Source organism: Fannyhessea sp. (genome assembly GCF_986145555.1).
On the sequence record NZ_CFRCNA010000008.1, the window covers coordinates 14,572 to 29,908 of the forward strand.

The window sequence follows — 15,337 nt, forward strand, 5'->3', positions numbered from 1 at the left end:
CGTAAAACTCATGCGCATAATTAAGCATATTTGCGTAAAGTCTTTACCGGCGGTTTATTTTTGTATGGTTTTCTTAGAGCGTGGGTTGCTTGTGGTTTTGTAATTGCAAAAGACTTTTGATGTTTCGCTACAAAAAAGACCTTGCAAAGTCGTACACTTAACTGGTGACGCACAAAATGTGTCACCAGTTTACACGCGCAAAAGGGAGGGGAGAGCGTGGCAGTTAAAGATACAAAATTACATACCGCATATATTGTTTCAAATACTCGTGTAGGCGATGGCATCTACGAGTTGGTTTTGGTATGTGATGAGCTTGCACGCACTATGTTGCCAGGAGAGTTTATAAATATTCATGTTCCGGGAAGCCAAACCGAGCTTTTGAGCATTCCGCTTTCGTTTTCTCATATTGACGTAGAAGCAGGTTTGATTTACCTGGCCTATGCTGTAGTTGGAAGTGCCACCAAGCGTTTAAGCGCACTTGAGGCAAAAACGGCTTTACGCGTTTTGGGTCCATGTGGTCATGGTTGGGATATACCTCAATCAAAAGAGAAGGCTTTACTGGTAAGTGGTGGAATTGGCGCTCCTCCGGTCCTTGCTGCGGCTGCTTTGTTTAAGTCACAAGGAATTGCAGTTGACGTCATCATAGGCGCACAAACAGCCGATAAGCTTTGGGGTGTCAAGCGAGCTCATACAATAGGTGTTGATCGTTTGTTTTTAACAACTGATGATGGAACTTTAGGCGAAAAAGGCTTTACAACCGATGTAATGCAAAAGTTGCTTGCTGAAACGTCTTATGGATGTGTATGTACCTGTGGTCCTGCACCTATGATGAAGCGTGTTGCAGCACTTGCAAAAGCTGCACATATTCCATGTCAAGCTTCACTTGAGCGTATGATGACCTGTGGTTTTGGAGCTTGTGCAACGTGTACCGTTCAAATGGTTGACGGGAGCAATAAAGGTTGCTGTATGGTAGGGCCTGTATTTAATGCCGAGGAGGTAGCATGGTAGAGACACCTGTTTCAATGGAAGTTAATCTCGGCGGTATTCATATGAAAAATCCCGTTAATACGGCAGCCGGAACTTTTGCTTTTGGGCAACAATTTGAAAAGTTTTATGACGTTTCCCAACTTGGCGCTATTACCACCAAAGGAGCTTCTATTAAACCGTGGGCAGGCAATCCTGCTCCGCGTATGTGCGAAGTTACCTCGGGAATTATTAATTCGGTTGGTCTGCAAAATCCTGGCGTTAATGGCCTTATAAACACAGCTGGAACCTATCTGACAGGCTTACAGCAGAAAAACTGTCAAGTAATTTGTCAGGTAGCAGGACATTCTATTGATGAATATGTAGCGGCGCTTGAAGTGTTTGAAGAAAAAGCTTCGTTTGCAGCAGGTTTTGAGATCAACATTAGCTGTCCAAATATTGCCTGTGGTGGAGCCGCTATGGGATCTACGCCTCAAGGTGCAGCCGAGATTATGCGCAAGCTTCGTCCTCTCACAAAACGCCCGTTGTTGGTAAAAATGGGTCCCGTTAATATTCCCGAAATTGCACGCGCGCTTGAATCAGAAGGTGCCGATGCGCTCAGCCTTATCAATTCTATTCCTGGAATGGCTATTGATACTACTACATATAAAAGTAAGCTATCGCGTCCTACCGGCGGTTTTTCAGGTCCGGCCATTCATCCTATTGCAGTTCGTATGGTATGGGAAGCCCATAAGGCGGTTAAGATTCCCTTGTGCGGTATAGGTGGTATTACCACAGGACTCGAGGCAGCCGAGTTTATACTTGCAGGGGCAACAGCTGTAAGCGTTGGTCTTGCAAATCTCTATGATCCTATGAGTGCACCTAGAATTTTACATGAGCTTTGTGATTGGGCTCAAAAGCAAGGTGTGACTCGCATTTCCGATTTGATTGGAGCATGTAAATGTTAACAGAAGATGAGGTACGTTCTTCTCTTATTGTTGCACTTGATTGTGATAAAGAATATGCATTAGAGCTGCTTGGGCTCTTGAGCGGAAAAGCCCGTTGGGTTAAAGTTGGCATGACGCTTTTTTATCGCGAGGGTCCAGCTCTTATTCAGGAATTTCGTGATCGTGGCTTTTCTGTTTTTCTTGACCTTAAGTTGCACGATATTCCGTTTCAGGTAGAAGGAGCAGCGTATTCTGCTGCGCTTGCTGGAGCCGATATAATTTCGCTTCATGCGCTGGGTTCTTCTAAGATGATTGAAAGCGCACGTAAGGGCGTAGAGCGCGCACACGAACAGATAGGTTGCGATGCAAAGCTTGTTGCTATTTCTGTTTTAACAAGCATGGATGCCGAAGCGCTTTCCGAAATTGGAATTGAGCACAGTGTTGCTAACGAAGTAGATCGTCTAGGTGCGCTTGCAGCTGCTCACGGGTCTCATGGTATGGTTTGCTCAGCCTTTGAGGCGCGCCGTATGCGTGAAATCTTTGGTGATAAAGGCCTCATTGTTGTTCCAGGCGTGCGTCCAAAAGGCGAGGCTTGTCAAGATCAGGCGCGTGTTGCAACGCCTCAATTTGCGCTTAGCCAAGGCGCTTCTAAGCTTGTTATAGGAAGACCTATAACACAGGCTGCGCACCCAGGAGATGCTTTTGAAGCAATTGTTGAGGACATTTGTAGTGCTTCTTAGCACTAATTTTTCTGAAAAACTCACAGATTTACTGCTTATTTGCCGTGATTTTGTGTTAATATCTTTTCTGACGTGGGAATTTTTAAAAAAAGCTTGTAATTTCCTGCGTTTATTGACAAACTGTATGCTTGCGTAACAATTCATTGTTATGACTGCATTATTCACATATGTTTGGAGGAACGATGGCATTACCTCAGCTTACTGATGAGCAGCGTAAAGCAGCTCTCGAGAAGGCAGCAGCCGCACGTCACGCTCGTGCTGAGCTTCGTGAGAAAATTAAAAAAGGCGAGGTTTCTCTCGCTTCTGTTCTTGCATCTGACGATGCTATTGCAAGCCGTATGAAGGTTTCCGCTTTAATTGAGTCATTACCTGGTTATGGTAAAGCTAAAGCTACTAAGATTATGGATGAGCTTGGCATTAGTGCAACTCGTCGCGTAAAGGGTCTTGGCGCTCGTCAGCGCGAGCAACTTCTTGAGGTGCTTTCAAAATAGCTATCGTACGTACACCTCGCTTATTTGTAATTTCTGGACCGTCAGGTGCCGGTAAGGGGACAGTAATCCGTAGATTACATCAGATTTCCCCTTGCTTTGCCTTGACGGTTTCGGCTACCACGCGTTCTCCTCGTGCACACGAGAAAGACGGCATTGATTATCATTTTCTTACAAATGAGCAATTTAATCGTGCAATTGAACAAGATGCATTTCTTGAATGGGCACACGTCCATTCCAATAGATATGGGACATTAAAAAGCGAGGTAGAAAAGTACATACATAGCGGACAATCCGTTATTTTGGAAATTGATCCTCAAGGTGCTTTTAATGTACAGAAAGCTTATCCAGCTGCGGTTCTTATTTTTATCGCGCCACCTTCTATGGACGTCTTGCGTGAACGTCTTATTGGAAGAAAAAGCGAAACTAAAGAATCACTTGAGTTACGGCTTGCTGATGCACGTCAAGAAATGCAGCTTAAGGATAGATATGACGCTGTTCTTATCAATGATTCATTGGATGAATGTGCGAAAAACCTCAAAGATTTGATGTATGTTTATGAAACTAAAGGAGCCTAAAATATGGCAATGCATAAAAGTGATACACCTTCTGTAGATATTACAAAGCCTGAGATTAACAGTCTTCTCGAAAAAACAGAAGAGAATCCTTTCTTGCTTTGTGCAATAGCTGCTAAGCGTGCATGCGACATTAAAAGCATGATTCGCGGTCAGCATCTACGTGTAGCTGCAATTAACGATATTGATACCATTACCACAGAAGTTTCGGGAAAAGATCCCGTTTCTGCTGCTATGAATGAGATCGATTCGGGTGACTTAAGCTATCAAAAAGATCTTTTTGATGAGGAGCTTCGTGGTTCCAACGCGCGTGTTGAACATAACTTATAACATGCGTGTATAAGTTTTATCTGTTAAATACACGGCATTATGTCGTGTATTTTTTTATTAAGAAATCTAAGGTAAGGTTGGTTGTATGTTTTCCCGTGTTTGTCTTATTCATTATCACGAAATTGGATTAAAAGGTAAGAACAGGTCTACGTTTGAGCGTCAGCTTATTCAAAATCTTAAACATGGCCTGCGTGCTTTTGATCTTGCAGGTGTTGACAGAATTTCGGGTCATGTTCGCATTCGTGTAAAAAATGGCGATTGTACGCCAGAGCTCGCTCGAGCTGCAGCCAAAATACCTGGTGTTGCGCGTGTTTCTCTTGCGTATTGTGTCGAGCAAGAAAAAGACCAAATTTGTGAAGCTGCCGTATTGGCGCTTTCGCATATTCCGCATTTTTTAACGTTTAAAGTGCATGCACACAAATCGTCTACCAATTTTGAGCTTCATACGCTTGAGATTAACTGTTTGGTAGGTGAAGCTTTGTGTAAAGCATTTCCCGATAAAAAAGTGCAGATGCATAAACCCGACGTTCAATTGGATGTTCAAGTTGTTAACAATGTGGCCTATGTGTATGCTGTTGTTGAGCAGAGCTTGCTTGCTGCAGGATATGGCGCACTTGATTTTGAAGCGTTTGATGACAATGCAGTTTTATCTTTAGTTGGAGTAGGGGGGTTGCCCGTAGGATCTGCTGGTAAAGTTGTGACGTTGCTTTCCAGTGGCTTTGATTCGCCCGTTGCCACATGGATGGTTGGACGACGTGGCGCGGTGTGTTTACCTTTGCATTTCTCGGGTCGTCCTCAAACTGCTGATACGAGCGAATATCTTACTCGTCAAATTGTTTCTGCTCTTGATCCTACTGGTTGTATTGGAAGACTCTACGTTTGCCCCTTTGGGGATCAACAGCGTGAGATATCCTTATGTGTGCCTCAAAGCCTGCGCATTATTTTTTATCGTCGCATTATGTTTGCGGTTGCCGAAAAACTTGCCCTCGCAGAAGGTGCAAAAGCATTAGTAACAGGTGAGTCACTCGGACAAGTTGCCTCTCAAACGTTGGATAATATTGCAGCTGTTAACGAAATGGTGAGTCTGCCTGTACTTCGTCCGTTAATTGGGTCTGATAAACAAGAGATTATTAAGCGGTCGTTGCAAATTGGTACCTACGATATAAGTTCTAAGCCATCGCCTGATTGCTGCACGTTATTTATGCCTCGTCGACCCGAAACACACGCTAAACTTGATGCGGTACATGCAGCTTGGGACTCATTTGATCATGCAGGTATGATCGATGAGCTCTTTGATCACATTGAATACATAGATTATGACTCGTGTTATGCATATCATAGCTGTTCTGCTAAACGCGCATATCATCGTGAGCTAGGTAGATAACCCTTGTAGCTTCGCTTTTTTGGTAAACTTACTTGAAACGTGCACCAATGGCATAGATTTTTACCACTATGTGCTGATAATCATGCATGTTTTCAGCATGTTAGCCGCACGCCTTATTTTATTTGTACGTTTACTCTTTGCGCTTTCTTTGTACGATATGACTACTGTCTTGTCGGTATCCAAAGAAAGCGATTTTTATGGCTCAAATTTCTCGTAAGCGCCACCCTTTAGAAGACCCTTTGAGTGCGCAAGTACCGCTCTCTTGGGACGCATCTTTAGACAATCGGCACAAACGTTGCCTTGGTTTAGCTTATGCTGTACAGAATCTCAAAGATAAGCTTATTGGAGCAAAGCCAGAGGTTATTGGATGTGTGGTAGGTCTTTTTGTTGTTATCGCATGCATTGGCTGGTGGATATATTCAACGATTTTGATAACGCCTATGCCCCTTGCAACAACGGACGAAACATCTTTAAGCCAAAACGCTTCTGAAGAAAACGATGATACTAACCAATCAAAAGAAGACGCACAACCATCGCAAGAAGACACATCACAACGCATAGTCATCTATATTGACGGCTGCGTTGCACATCCCGATGTCTATGAACTTCCTGCAAGCGCGCGCGTGAAAGATAGCATTGAGCGTGCTGGTGGCTTAACTGCTGACGCTGATGTAGCTGCATTAAATTTAGCATCTGAGCTTCATGACGGTGATAAAGTCCATATACCACGCATTGGGGAAGACACAACGCTCACGCAAGATTCAACTGGTGCTGCTTCATCGTCTGGTGATTCATACCGGCAAGACAAAGGCGCTTCAACAACGCGCAAAGGACACGCGCCAACGCGTCCTATCTCACTTAATAAGGCTTCAAAAAATGAGCTTTTAGAGCTTCCAGGAGTAGGTCCTGCTATGGCAGATAGGATTATTGCCGATCGTCGTGAACACGGCCCATTTAAGAATGTTGAAGATCTGAAACGTGTTAAAGGTATTGGCTCAAAGAAATTTGAAAAGCTCCGAAAGTATCTCCATGTATAGCATAAGCCTTGACAAAGAGGATAAATTCAGCCTTCCTTGTTTTACAAGACCATATATCCCTCCGATATTAGCTGTGTATATAGCGGCTCATCTTGTTTTGTTTTTGATCCTGCGTTCTGCGCGTTTATATGAAATGGCTTGCGCTCAGAAGCTCATGGTATATCTATCATCTGCAGTAAGTTTGCTGTGTAGTTACGCAATAATACCTGCATGTATAGGTAGTGCGTGCGTTGGATGTACTGTTTTGTTATATCGATGTGCGCGCGCGGCAGCGCCTTGGTATATGTTTTTGAAACGTGCACAAAAAATTGGGTGGATGGTCATTTTAACAGCTAGTACAAGTTGCGTTCTTGGTATCTTTTTGGTATATCAAACATGTGTTCGTCAACATGTATTGCAGCATATAAGCGCTCGTAATGAGCTTACATGTATGTGCATAGCAGATAGTAGGTCAGTGTTTCATAGCTATGTGACACCTGCTAAAATTTTTGTGAATGATAGCTATATGGGAACTTGTGAGCTCATCAGCAAAGAAGCACTTGAACTCTATAGCACGTATACGGTTCAAGGACAGTTTAAGGCGTATACATCTGATACCAATAAACTCTCAACATGTGCTCAAGGAATTTTAGGGTCCGTGACTATTGGACGCGTACACCATGTTCAAAAGCCAGTGGGGCTTTATGGGTTAGCAAGTTTTATTCGTTTGCAATGTATGAATATGCTCAAACGCTCAACACCAGAGCATAGTGCACTCATGCTTGCAAGTATTTGCGGACACAAAGAGCCTATGCATCAGCTTGGTATGACTGATTTATTTAGGGTGTGCGGAATTTCTCATGTTGTCTGTGTTTCTGGAACACATTTGGCTCTTTTCTCGCTTCTAATTGCTAAGATTTTAAGCCACATCCCGCTTTCCCTTTTTACGCAACGTATACTTACCCTGTGTTTAAGCATGGTCTTTGTTATGAGTTGTGGTATGCCGCTTTCAGCGCTAAGAGCTTGGGGTTTGGTAGCTTGTAGCGTGTTTGCAGACTTTTTTCGGGCGCAAAGACATGTTATATCAACTGTGTCATGCACGGCTTTGGTTATGATTGCTTTAAATCCTTGGTGTGCCTGCGATGTAAGTTTTATTTTATCGGTAAGCTGCGTTATTGGGCTTGCACTTTTTGGAAACTATGTAAACTTTCTTGTTGAATGGGCGTATGTAAAACTGCTACGTACCTTGTTATATGTGTGTGCTCACTCAAAAGGGTATCTTAAGCGCGTACTAGATCTTTTGATACATACAATACAAGCAAAAGCTCTTACTTCAGTTCTTCAAGTTGCGTCAGTGTCGCTTTGTGCGCAGCTGAGTACGCTGCCGTTTTCAATCGGCTTTTTTCAGGGCTTTTCTTTTATAGCGGTTTTAAGTAATGTGTTACTTGTGCCCTGTATGGTGTATACAGCTCTTTTAGCAGTAATAACCATCATGTGCGCGCCTTGTGCGCCTGTGTCAGAGCTGCTTTTATGCGCAGGATCTTATGCTACGTCGGCAATTTTACTGGTGCTTAAGATCTTCTCAAAATTTCCAATTGCGTACGTTTCGACCGATGGACTTTCTGCAGGCTTAGCTTTCAGTGTAGCTGTATTCCTTGTGGTTATTGCTTATAAGTGGCCTCGTCCTGGGACACATGACGTATACTAGTCTCACCAATTCAAGCTCACCGTAGTGTTTGAAAACGTTTGTGTGCATATGGGTTTTTGCCGCACCAGTAACGTAAAGGAGTCTTATGGCACAGGAAAACGCCCCAAAGTTGCCTGTATATGTTGCTCTAGGTACCGATACGGCAAAAATGGCAGAAATCGTTCGTCGTCTTAAGCTCTACATTCAGCCTCAAATGAGTTTTTTTAATTGTAACGAATGGCATGCGGTTGATATTAAAGACAGTCAAAGTTTGTTGAGCGTCTTTCTTCAAATGCCTGTTTGTGATACAAGACGCTTGGCAATTATTTACGAGGCAGAGGCGTTACCTAAAGAAGTTATTGCAGACATCATAGATTATCTTAAACATCCTAATCCGAGCTGTATTGTTTGCTTATGCATGCAACGTCTTGCAAAAAATTCAAAGCTATATAAAGCTATTTCTGCAGTGGATCCAAAAGCAATTATAAATTGCGAGCCTCAAACAGCTTCTCAGGCGCATCGTACTTTGTCTGTACTCGAAAAAAAGCTAAACGTAAGCGTTGACTTTGACGCTGCAGAGGAACTTATAAATAGGGTAGGCACTTCGCTTTCTGTTCTCGAAAAACAACTTGAAATACTCAAATACAGCGTTAGTTTTTCTTCAATTGATCAATCGCATGCAGTGCAGCCTCTAAGAATTACTAAAGACCTGGTGTGCGCGCATGTAATAAGAACAAATGCCCAGCAACCCTGGGAACTTATCGATGTGCTTGCTGCACGTGAATGTGGTCGTGCACTTACCTTGTTAGAGGCTCAAGCGCAAACGTCACCTTTATATTTGTTGGCACTTATCTCTAAGCGATTACGTGAGCTTATTTGTGCAAAGAACCTTGCCGCGCGAGGTCAACTTACGCACATGCCTGAAAAGTTGAATGTAAAAAGTTGGCAGGTAAACAAATTACGCGCCGCGGCGGATAATTTTGAAGCTGCAGAACTAGACGAACTTTTGTGCGAATCTGCTGATTTAAATATGCGCTTTAAGCTATCGCGTGCAACATTTACTGATCTGGTTTTATTTGCGCAGAAAATCTGTTCGCCTCGTCAAGCATAGCTGTAAGTTAGTTAAACGTCACATGTGTCTTCATAAGATATTCATAGGTGAAACATATATACTATAAAAGCCCGAGACAAAGATCCCGGGCTTTTACATACAATTCTTCAAAAAATGTTACAAATGCACACGTATTATTTATGCCTGTAAGCTATTAACAAGTTTTTGTGCTCCGCTCTTACGTTGAGCAGCTTGGTTCTTGTGGATAATGCCTTTAGATGCTGCCTTATCCAACAGACGACCAGCACGTTTTACAGCAGCTTGAGCCTTCTCGAGATCTGCAGCTTCAACAGCTAAACGAACCTCTTTAACAGCGGTTTTGAGCTCTGAACGTACAGCCTTGTTGCGAATACGAGCTTTCTCGGCGGTAAGAATACGCTTCTTCTGCGACTTAATATTAGCCACGGTAGATCCTTTCGGTAACAATTCTTGAGGCCTCTAGTTTTGCATGAAGAAAGTGGGGTTTTCCTTCATTTGACACGGCGAGGTCAAAAAGTAAGTATATCACTTTGTAAAAAATACGCTATCATCTTAGATATGAATACTATGAAAAACAATGACACATCACATATTCGCAACTTTTCTATTGTTGCGCACATCGACCATGGTAAGTCTACGATCTCTGATCGTATTCTTGAGCTTACGCATACCGTGGCTGCGCGCGATATGGAAAGTCAGATTTTAGATTCTATGGATATCGAGCGTGAACGCGGTATTACCATTAAATCTAATGCAGTGCGCGTAGCGTATAAAGCCGACGACGGTCAAACCTATCAGTTTAATTTAATTGATACACCAGGTCACGTTGACTTTACCTATGAAGTTTCTCGTTCGTTGGCTGCATGTGAAGGTGCTGTTTTGGTGGTTGACGCAACGCAAGGTGTAGAAGCGCAAACTGTTTCTAATGCCAACTTAGCTATGAATGCAAACCTAGACATTGTGCCTGCAATCAATAAAATAGACCTTCCATCTGCACATCCTTTAGAGGTTAAACAAGAAATCGAAGATGAGCTTGCTCTTCCTGCTGATGACGCGGTGCTTGTTTCGGGTAAAACTGGTGAAGGAATTCACGATTTGCTTGAACAGGTGGTCTATCTTATATCACCACCGCAAGGCAATGTTAACGCACCGCTTAAAGCGCTTATTCTTGACTCATATTTTGACGAATATCGAGGCGTCATTGCTACTGTTCGTGTCTTTGATGGCCAAATTTCAAAAGGCATGAACCTTAAAATGATGGCGCTCGGAGATACGTTTCTCTGTGATGATGTTGGTATAAAATGTCCGTCTGAAATGCGTGTAACGCAGCTTTCTGTTGGAGAAGTTGGCTTTGTTGTTACTGGTCTTAAAGATCCCGAGCTGGTTAAAACAGGCGATACCATTACGTGTGTCGAGCGTCCGTGTGCTCGCGCTTGTGAAGGCTATCACGATGTAAAACCCATGGTTTTTACGGGTCTTTTTCCTACCGACACTAAATATTACGAAAATCTTCGTGATGCACTTGAAAAACTTAAAGTAAATGATCCTTCTCTTACCTGGAGTGCGGAGACTTCCGTTGCGCTTGGTTTTGGCTTTAGAGTTGGATTTTTAGGTCTTTTGCATATGGAGGTTGTTAAAGAGCGTCTTGAGCGCGAATTTAACTTGGATCTTATTGCAACGGCGCCATCGGTCAATTATCACGTATTCACTACTGACAAGCGCATGCTAAGCATTACCTCTCCTCAGGATTTGCCCGATGTTACCAAAATCGACCATATAGAAGAGCCTTACCTTAAAGCTAAAGTGATTGTTCCGCCTGCGTACACGGGAGCTGTTATGCAGCTTGCAATAGAACATCGCGGCACTACGCAAGACATGGTTTATCTGAGTGAAAAATCGGTTGAACTCCACTTTGATATTCCACTTGCCGAGCTCATTTTGGATTTCTTTGATCAGCTTAAGAGTCGTACCAAAGGATATGCATCCCTTGATTACGAGATGGACTCGTATAAAACTTCCGATTTGGTAAAACTTGACATGCTTTTAGCAGGTGATGCTGTTGATGCTTTGTCGTTTATTATTCATAAAGATAAAGCATATGCAATGGCGCGCAATTTATGCGATAAATTAAAAGAAATTATTCCTCAGCAGCTTTTTGAAGTTCCCATCCAAGGCGCGCTTGGTAATAAGATTATTGCTCGCTCAACCGTACGTGCGCGGCGTAAAGACGTGCTTGCAAAGTGTTATGGTGGAGATATTTCGCGTAAAAGAAAGCTGCTTGAGAAGCAAAAAGAGGGTAAAAAACGCATGAAGTCCATAGGATCGGTGGAAGTGCCTCAAGAAGCCTTCCTTGCCGTGCTCAACGTGGGCGATGACCAATAACGCGTTTTTCAAACTTGGATAGAGTTTGCGCTTCTCCGTTTTGTTGTCTATGATCAAAATTGATAAGGATATCTCATGTCAAGTGATGTTGAATCTCTTATTTCTCAATATGCTCCCGCTGCCGATTTGCATGATATTGTTACTCCTCAAAAGCCTTTTTTAGATTCATGTAAGGACATGCCTTTTCTAGCAGCACCTATGGCAGGCGTTACCAACAGCGCTTACCGTATTATGAATAGGCTTGGTGGCGCTCAATATGCCTACAGCGAAATGGTATCCGTAGCTGGATTATGCATGAACAACCAAGCTACGCGTGAACTATGCTTGCCACACACCGCAGAGCCTAATCTTATTGTTCAGCTTTTTGGTTCTGATCCTGTGCAATTTCAGCGTGCGTGCGCCTTGGTGGGTGAACTTTTGGGTGATAAATTAAGCTGTATTGACATAAATATGGCGTGCCCAGTTCCTAAAGTTACTAAACGAGGAGAGGGAAGCGCGCTTATGTGTGATCCTCATCGTGCCTGCGCTCTTGTTCGGGCGTGCCTGCGCGAAGTTAGAGTGCCAGTTACCTGTAAAATTCGGCGTGGCTATTACATGGACCACGAAAGCGCTGCTGAGTTTGGCCGCGCTTTGCAAGATGCGGGCGCATCAGCTCTTGCAGTGCATGGCCGATTTGCTAAGCAACTCTATAAAGGCGAGGCCAACTGGGAAAGTATCAAGCGCGTTGTAGAAGCTGTTGATATTCCAGTTATTGCCTCTGGTGATGTTATGAGCGCTGAAGATGCATGTAGAATTTTGTATAAAACTCAAGCACACGCAGTGCTTATTGCACGAGGTACCTATGGAAATCCGTGGATCTTTGATGACGCACTTAAAATTTTTAACAAAAAGAAATTACTGCTTAAAGGCAATCCATCCGATTTGTCTGCTCTCTTAGATGCTGGTTTATACAACTCGAGCGCGCGTGAACATAATCGTCATGCTCATATAACGGATACGCATAGTATTTCAGCTCGACTTAACGCACTTGAGTTGCATCTTCGGCTTTTGGCAGCCACTCACGCGCATATGGCACGAGCACGTAGCCTGTGTAGCTGGTATTTATATGGTCTTTCACATGCTGCTTTGTGGCGTCAAAAATTTATGACAGCTACCACACTTGATGAGTTTTTACATTTGTTACAAGCATTTAAAGAGCAGGTACAAACAGATAAGCAGGTGTCACAAGAAATGTCAAGTGGGCGCTGATTTTATGGTGGCATACAAGCAACGTTTGGCTGATAAGGATATTCACGAGCTGTATCTTCACATTCCATTTTGTACGCAAAAATGCGGATACTGCGATTTTGCAAGCTGGCCTTTTAAAAGTACTACCTCAGTTCCTTCCGAGTACGCAGCTGCTCTTAAAGGCCAGCTCAATGAACTTAAAGCTGCCAATGTATGTGAAGATACTGAAACACTCTACATTGGAGGAGGCACCCCTTCGGCGTTACCTCATGAGTTACCTGACATTATTGAATGTGCTTGTGAAACGTGTCCAACGCTCCGTGAGAAATCATGTGAAGTGAATCCTGAATCTGCTTGTGATGATCTGTTGCATCATATGCTCCGTCAAGGTATAAACCGTGTTTCATGTGGCGTTCAATCTACCAATGCTGATGAGCTTAAAGCACTGGGCAGAACACATACGCCCGAGCGCGCACTTGAGCGGCTTTGCACGCTCAAAGCTATGGGTTTTAGTGTGTCGTGTGATCTTATGTGTGCCATTCCCTTGCAAACTGATGATTCTTGGCTCAAAAGTCTGCATGATGTTATCAATTGTAAGGTAGACCATGTAAGCATTTATCCGTTAACGATCGAAAAATCAACAGCATTTTGGGCGCGCTACGCTCATACGCACCCAAAATTTAATAGTGAGGCGGTTCAAGCAGCTCGCATGGATATTGCACATGATGTGCTTGAATCGTATGGATATAAGCGTTACGAAACCTCAAGCTATGCTCAACCAAACGAGCAATGTGACCATAATTGTGGGTATTGGAGTGCACGAACCTATATTGGACTTGGTCCTTCTGCTGCGTCTATGCTTACAGCCCAAGCTTATAGACGCTTAAAGCAGGTATGGAAAACGTTGCCAAATCTTCCTTCTGATATCGTAAGAGTTCGCATTACTTGCACCGATTCTCGCGCTTCTTTTATTCGCAATCCCCGGCTTTCGCAGCGCAAAGCTTCGCTAGAATTTTTAACGTTGCCGCAAGTTCTTGCCGAGGATTTGATGCTTGAAGCGCGCTTGGCTCAAGGCATTGAGCCCGATGTTATCAGCTATGCAGAAGAAGTATTAGGAGCTCAAACGCTTCACGCAACGTTTGATAGGCTGATAGATTTAGGACTCATGACCTACCATCAAGGATACCTTCATGCAACACATAAAGGGTGGCTTTTGGGAAATTATATTTTTGAAGCGCTGCTCGATTTAGCTCCTATGGAACTTAAGTCTGTTTTGGTGCCTTAAGCATTAAACCATGAAACCATCATCAATTAAGCGCCATATAAGGGTACAATTTATAAGAATTGATAAGATATGCGATGGGAATGTGTATGGCATCGGCTCAAAAAACAAATTATTATGACATACTAGGCGTAAGCCAGAACGCTACGTCCTCAGAGATTCGCAAAGCGTTTCAACAGAAAGCCCGTAAGCTTCATCCCGATATCAATAAGGCTCCTGATGCCGAAGAACGTTTTAAAGAAGTTTCAGAGGCATATGCAGTTCTTTCCGATGAACAAAAACGCAGACGCTATGATGCTTCCTTAAACGGAAATCCTTTTATGTCACAATCTCCTTATGGCTCGCAAGATCCTTTTGCACAAGGTGGGTTTAGCACGCCTGATGGTTTTGATTTGGATGATTTTTTGCGCGCAGCTGGTTTTGGATCAAATATTGGGTTCGATTTCTTTACTCAAAACCCTTCGTCTACCAGCTCGAGCGAATCGTTGCACGAGTTTGCATATCAAGATGTTGAAGGAAAAGACATTACGGTTTTGCTGCATTTAGATGATAAACAGGCAAAGCAGGGATGTACCAAAAAAATATCTTATACACATTTTGTTGCATGCGATGCGTGCCATGGGCTTGGAGCTCAAGGAGAGTTGCAGACGCTTGACTGTCCTATTTGTGACGGTAAAGGAACGCTTGAACTCGATTTTGTTATGCTTTTAGGAATGTCGTCTCATACCATGGTGTGTTCGCATTGTAAAGGATCAGGTAAACTGATTCTTAATCCGTGTGCAAATTGCGCAGGTAGCGGGCGAAGCCTCAAAAAAGATACGGTTGAAGTCTTAGTTCCAACTCATACGCACGATGGTCATCGCATTATTCTTAAGCATAAAGGACATGCAGGTACTTACAATAAACCTGCTCATGACTTGATTATTGAATGTGTTGTTGCGTCTGAGCGCCTTATTGCTGCAGAGCGGCTTGGTGCTCGTTGTTTAGGTTTTGTTATCCCAATTCTTGCGATTGGCTTGTATACTAATACGCTCTATTACAATTTTGTATTTCCTGCAATTCTTGTAATTATTGGGATAACCACTCTATGTAAGCGTGGCATTGTTCATCCTTTAGGCTGGTGGAGAAGCGCAGGTAAAGCGGGATATACGCCTTTGTTGATCTCGTTTTGTTTAACGGTTGTTCCTGTTGTGATACGTAAACTTTTGGGTTTGTAAATTGTTATT

General features: G+C 43.2%; 15 protein-coding genes. 14 read left to right on the top strand and 1 reads right to left on the bottom strand.

The features are described 5' to 3' along the window. The first annotated feature begins 216 nt into the window (after positions 1-216). From AC5GD6_RS02750 to holA, 10 genes are all read left to right on the top strand, one after another. Positions 217-1,008, top strand: a complete 792-nt coding sequence (locus AC5GD6_RS02750) for a dihydroorotate dehydrogenase electron transfer subunit (RefSeq protein ID WP_311430906.1) — start codon at positions 217-219, stop codon at positions 1,006-1,008. Further along, complete coding sequence (locus AC5GD6_RS02755; RefSeq protein ID WP_061102450.1) at positions 1,002-1,931, top strand: dihydroorotate dehydrogenase; 930 nt, start codon at positions 1,002-1,004, stop codon at positions 1,929-1,931. The genes AC5GD6_RS02750 and AC5GD6_RS02755 overlap by 7 nt, the downstream gene beginning before the upstream one ends. Beyond that, positions 1,925-2,650, top strand: a complete 726-nt coding sequence (pyrF, locus tag AC5GD6_RS02760; RefSeq protein WP_464395133.1) for an orotidine-5'-phosphate decarboxylase — start codon at positions 1,925-1,927, stop codon at positions 2,648-2,650. Before AC5GD6_RS02755 ends, pyrF begins: the two co-directional genes overlap by 7 nt. Before the next feature lie 182 nt (positions 2,651-2,832). Next, on the top strand, positions 2,833-3,141 hold the full coding sequence (gene mihF / locus AC5GD6_RS02765) for an integration host factor, actinobacterial type (RefSeq protein ID WP_035434543.1): 309 nt from the start codon (positions 2,833-2,835) through the stop codon (positions 3,139-3,141). A 2-nt stretch (positions 3,142-3,143) separates the two neighbouring features. Beyond that, on the top strand, positions 3,144-3,716 hold the full coding sequence (gene gmk / locus AC5GD6_RS02770) for a guanylate kinase (RefSeq protein WP_276770416.1): 573 nt from the start codon (positions 3,144-3,146) through the stop codon (positions 3,714-3,716). 3 nt (positions 3,717-3,719) lie between these two features. Then, the gene (locus tag AC5GD6_RS02775; RefSeq protein ID WP_006302869.1) at positions 3,720-4,043 is read left to right on the top strand and encodes a DNA-directed RNA polymerase subunit omega; all 324 of its coding nucleotides are present in this window, start codon (positions 3,720-3,722) and stop codon (positions 4,041-4,043) included. 85 nt (positions 4,044-4,128) lie between these two features. After that, entirely contained in the window at positions 4,129-5,427 is a 1,299-nt protein-coding gene (locus AC5GD6_RS02780; RefSeq protein ID WP_491846183.1) for a tRNA sulfurtransferase, read from the top strand. A 197-nt stretch (positions 5,428-5,624) separates the two neighbouring features. Next, complete coding sequence (locus AC5GD6_RS02785) at positions 5,625-6,464, top strand: helix-hairpin-helix domain-containing protein (RefSeq protein WP_487317708.1); 840 nt, start codon at positions 5,625-5,627, stop codon at positions 6,462-6,464. A gap of 430 nt (positions 6,465-6,894) precedes the next feature. Next, positions 6,895-8,151, top strand: a complete 1,257-nt coding sequence (locus AC5GD6_RS02790) for a ComEC/Rec2 family competence protein (protein WP_491846184.1) — start codon at positions 6,895-6,897, stop codon at positions 8,149-8,151. A gap of 85 nt (positions 8,152-8,236) precedes the next feature. After that, positions 8,237-9,241 carry a DNA polymerase III subunit delta gene (gene holA, locus AC5GD6_RS02795; protein ID WP_491846185.1) on the top strand — a complete coding sequence of 335 codons (1,005 nt, stop codon included), beginning with the start codon at positions 8,237-8,239 and terminating at the stop codon, positions 9,239-9,241. A 138-nt stretch (positions 9,242-9,379) separates the two neighbouring features. On the opposite strand, the gene rpsT is transcribed toward holA, so the two are convergent. Next, on the bottom strand, positions 9,380-9,646 hold the full coding sequence (gene rpsT / locus AC5GD6_RS02800; RefSeq protein WP_006302875.1) for a 30S ribosomal protein S20: 267 nt from the start codon (positions 9,644-9,646) through the stop codon (positions 9,380-9,382). Positions 9,647-9,787: 141 nt separating this feature from the next. Between rpsT and lepA the strand changes: the two genes are divergently transcribed. From lepA to AC5GD6_RS02820, 4 genes are all read left to right on the top strand, one after another. Beyond that, the gene (gene lepA, locus AC5GD6_RS02805) at positions 9,788-11,602 is read left to right on the top strand and encodes a translation elongation factor 4 (protein WP_491846186.1); all 1,815 of its coding nucleotides are present in this window, start codon (positions 9,788-9,790) and stop codon (positions 11,600-11,602) included. A gap of 75 nt (positions 11,603-11,677) precedes the next feature. After that, positions 11,678-12,850, top strand: a complete 1,173-nt coding sequence (locus tag AC5GD6_RS02810; protein ID WP_491846187.1) for a tRNA dihydrouridine synthase — start codon at positions 11,678-11,680, stop codon at positions 12,848-12,850. Between the two features lie 4 nt (positions 12,851-12,854). After that, entirely contained in the window at positions 12,855-14,114 is a 1,260-nt protein-coding gene (locus AC5GD6_RS02815) for a coproporphyrinogen-III oxidase family protein (protein ID WP_311430898.1), read from the top strand. Between the two features lie 86 nt (positions 14,115-14,200). Further along, entirely contained in the window at positions 14,201-15,328 is a 1,128-nt protein-coding gene (locus tag AC5GD6_RS02820) for a DnaJ domain-containing protein (RefSeq protein WP_311430897.1), read from the top strand. Positions 15,329-15,337: the final 9 nt, after the last annotated feature.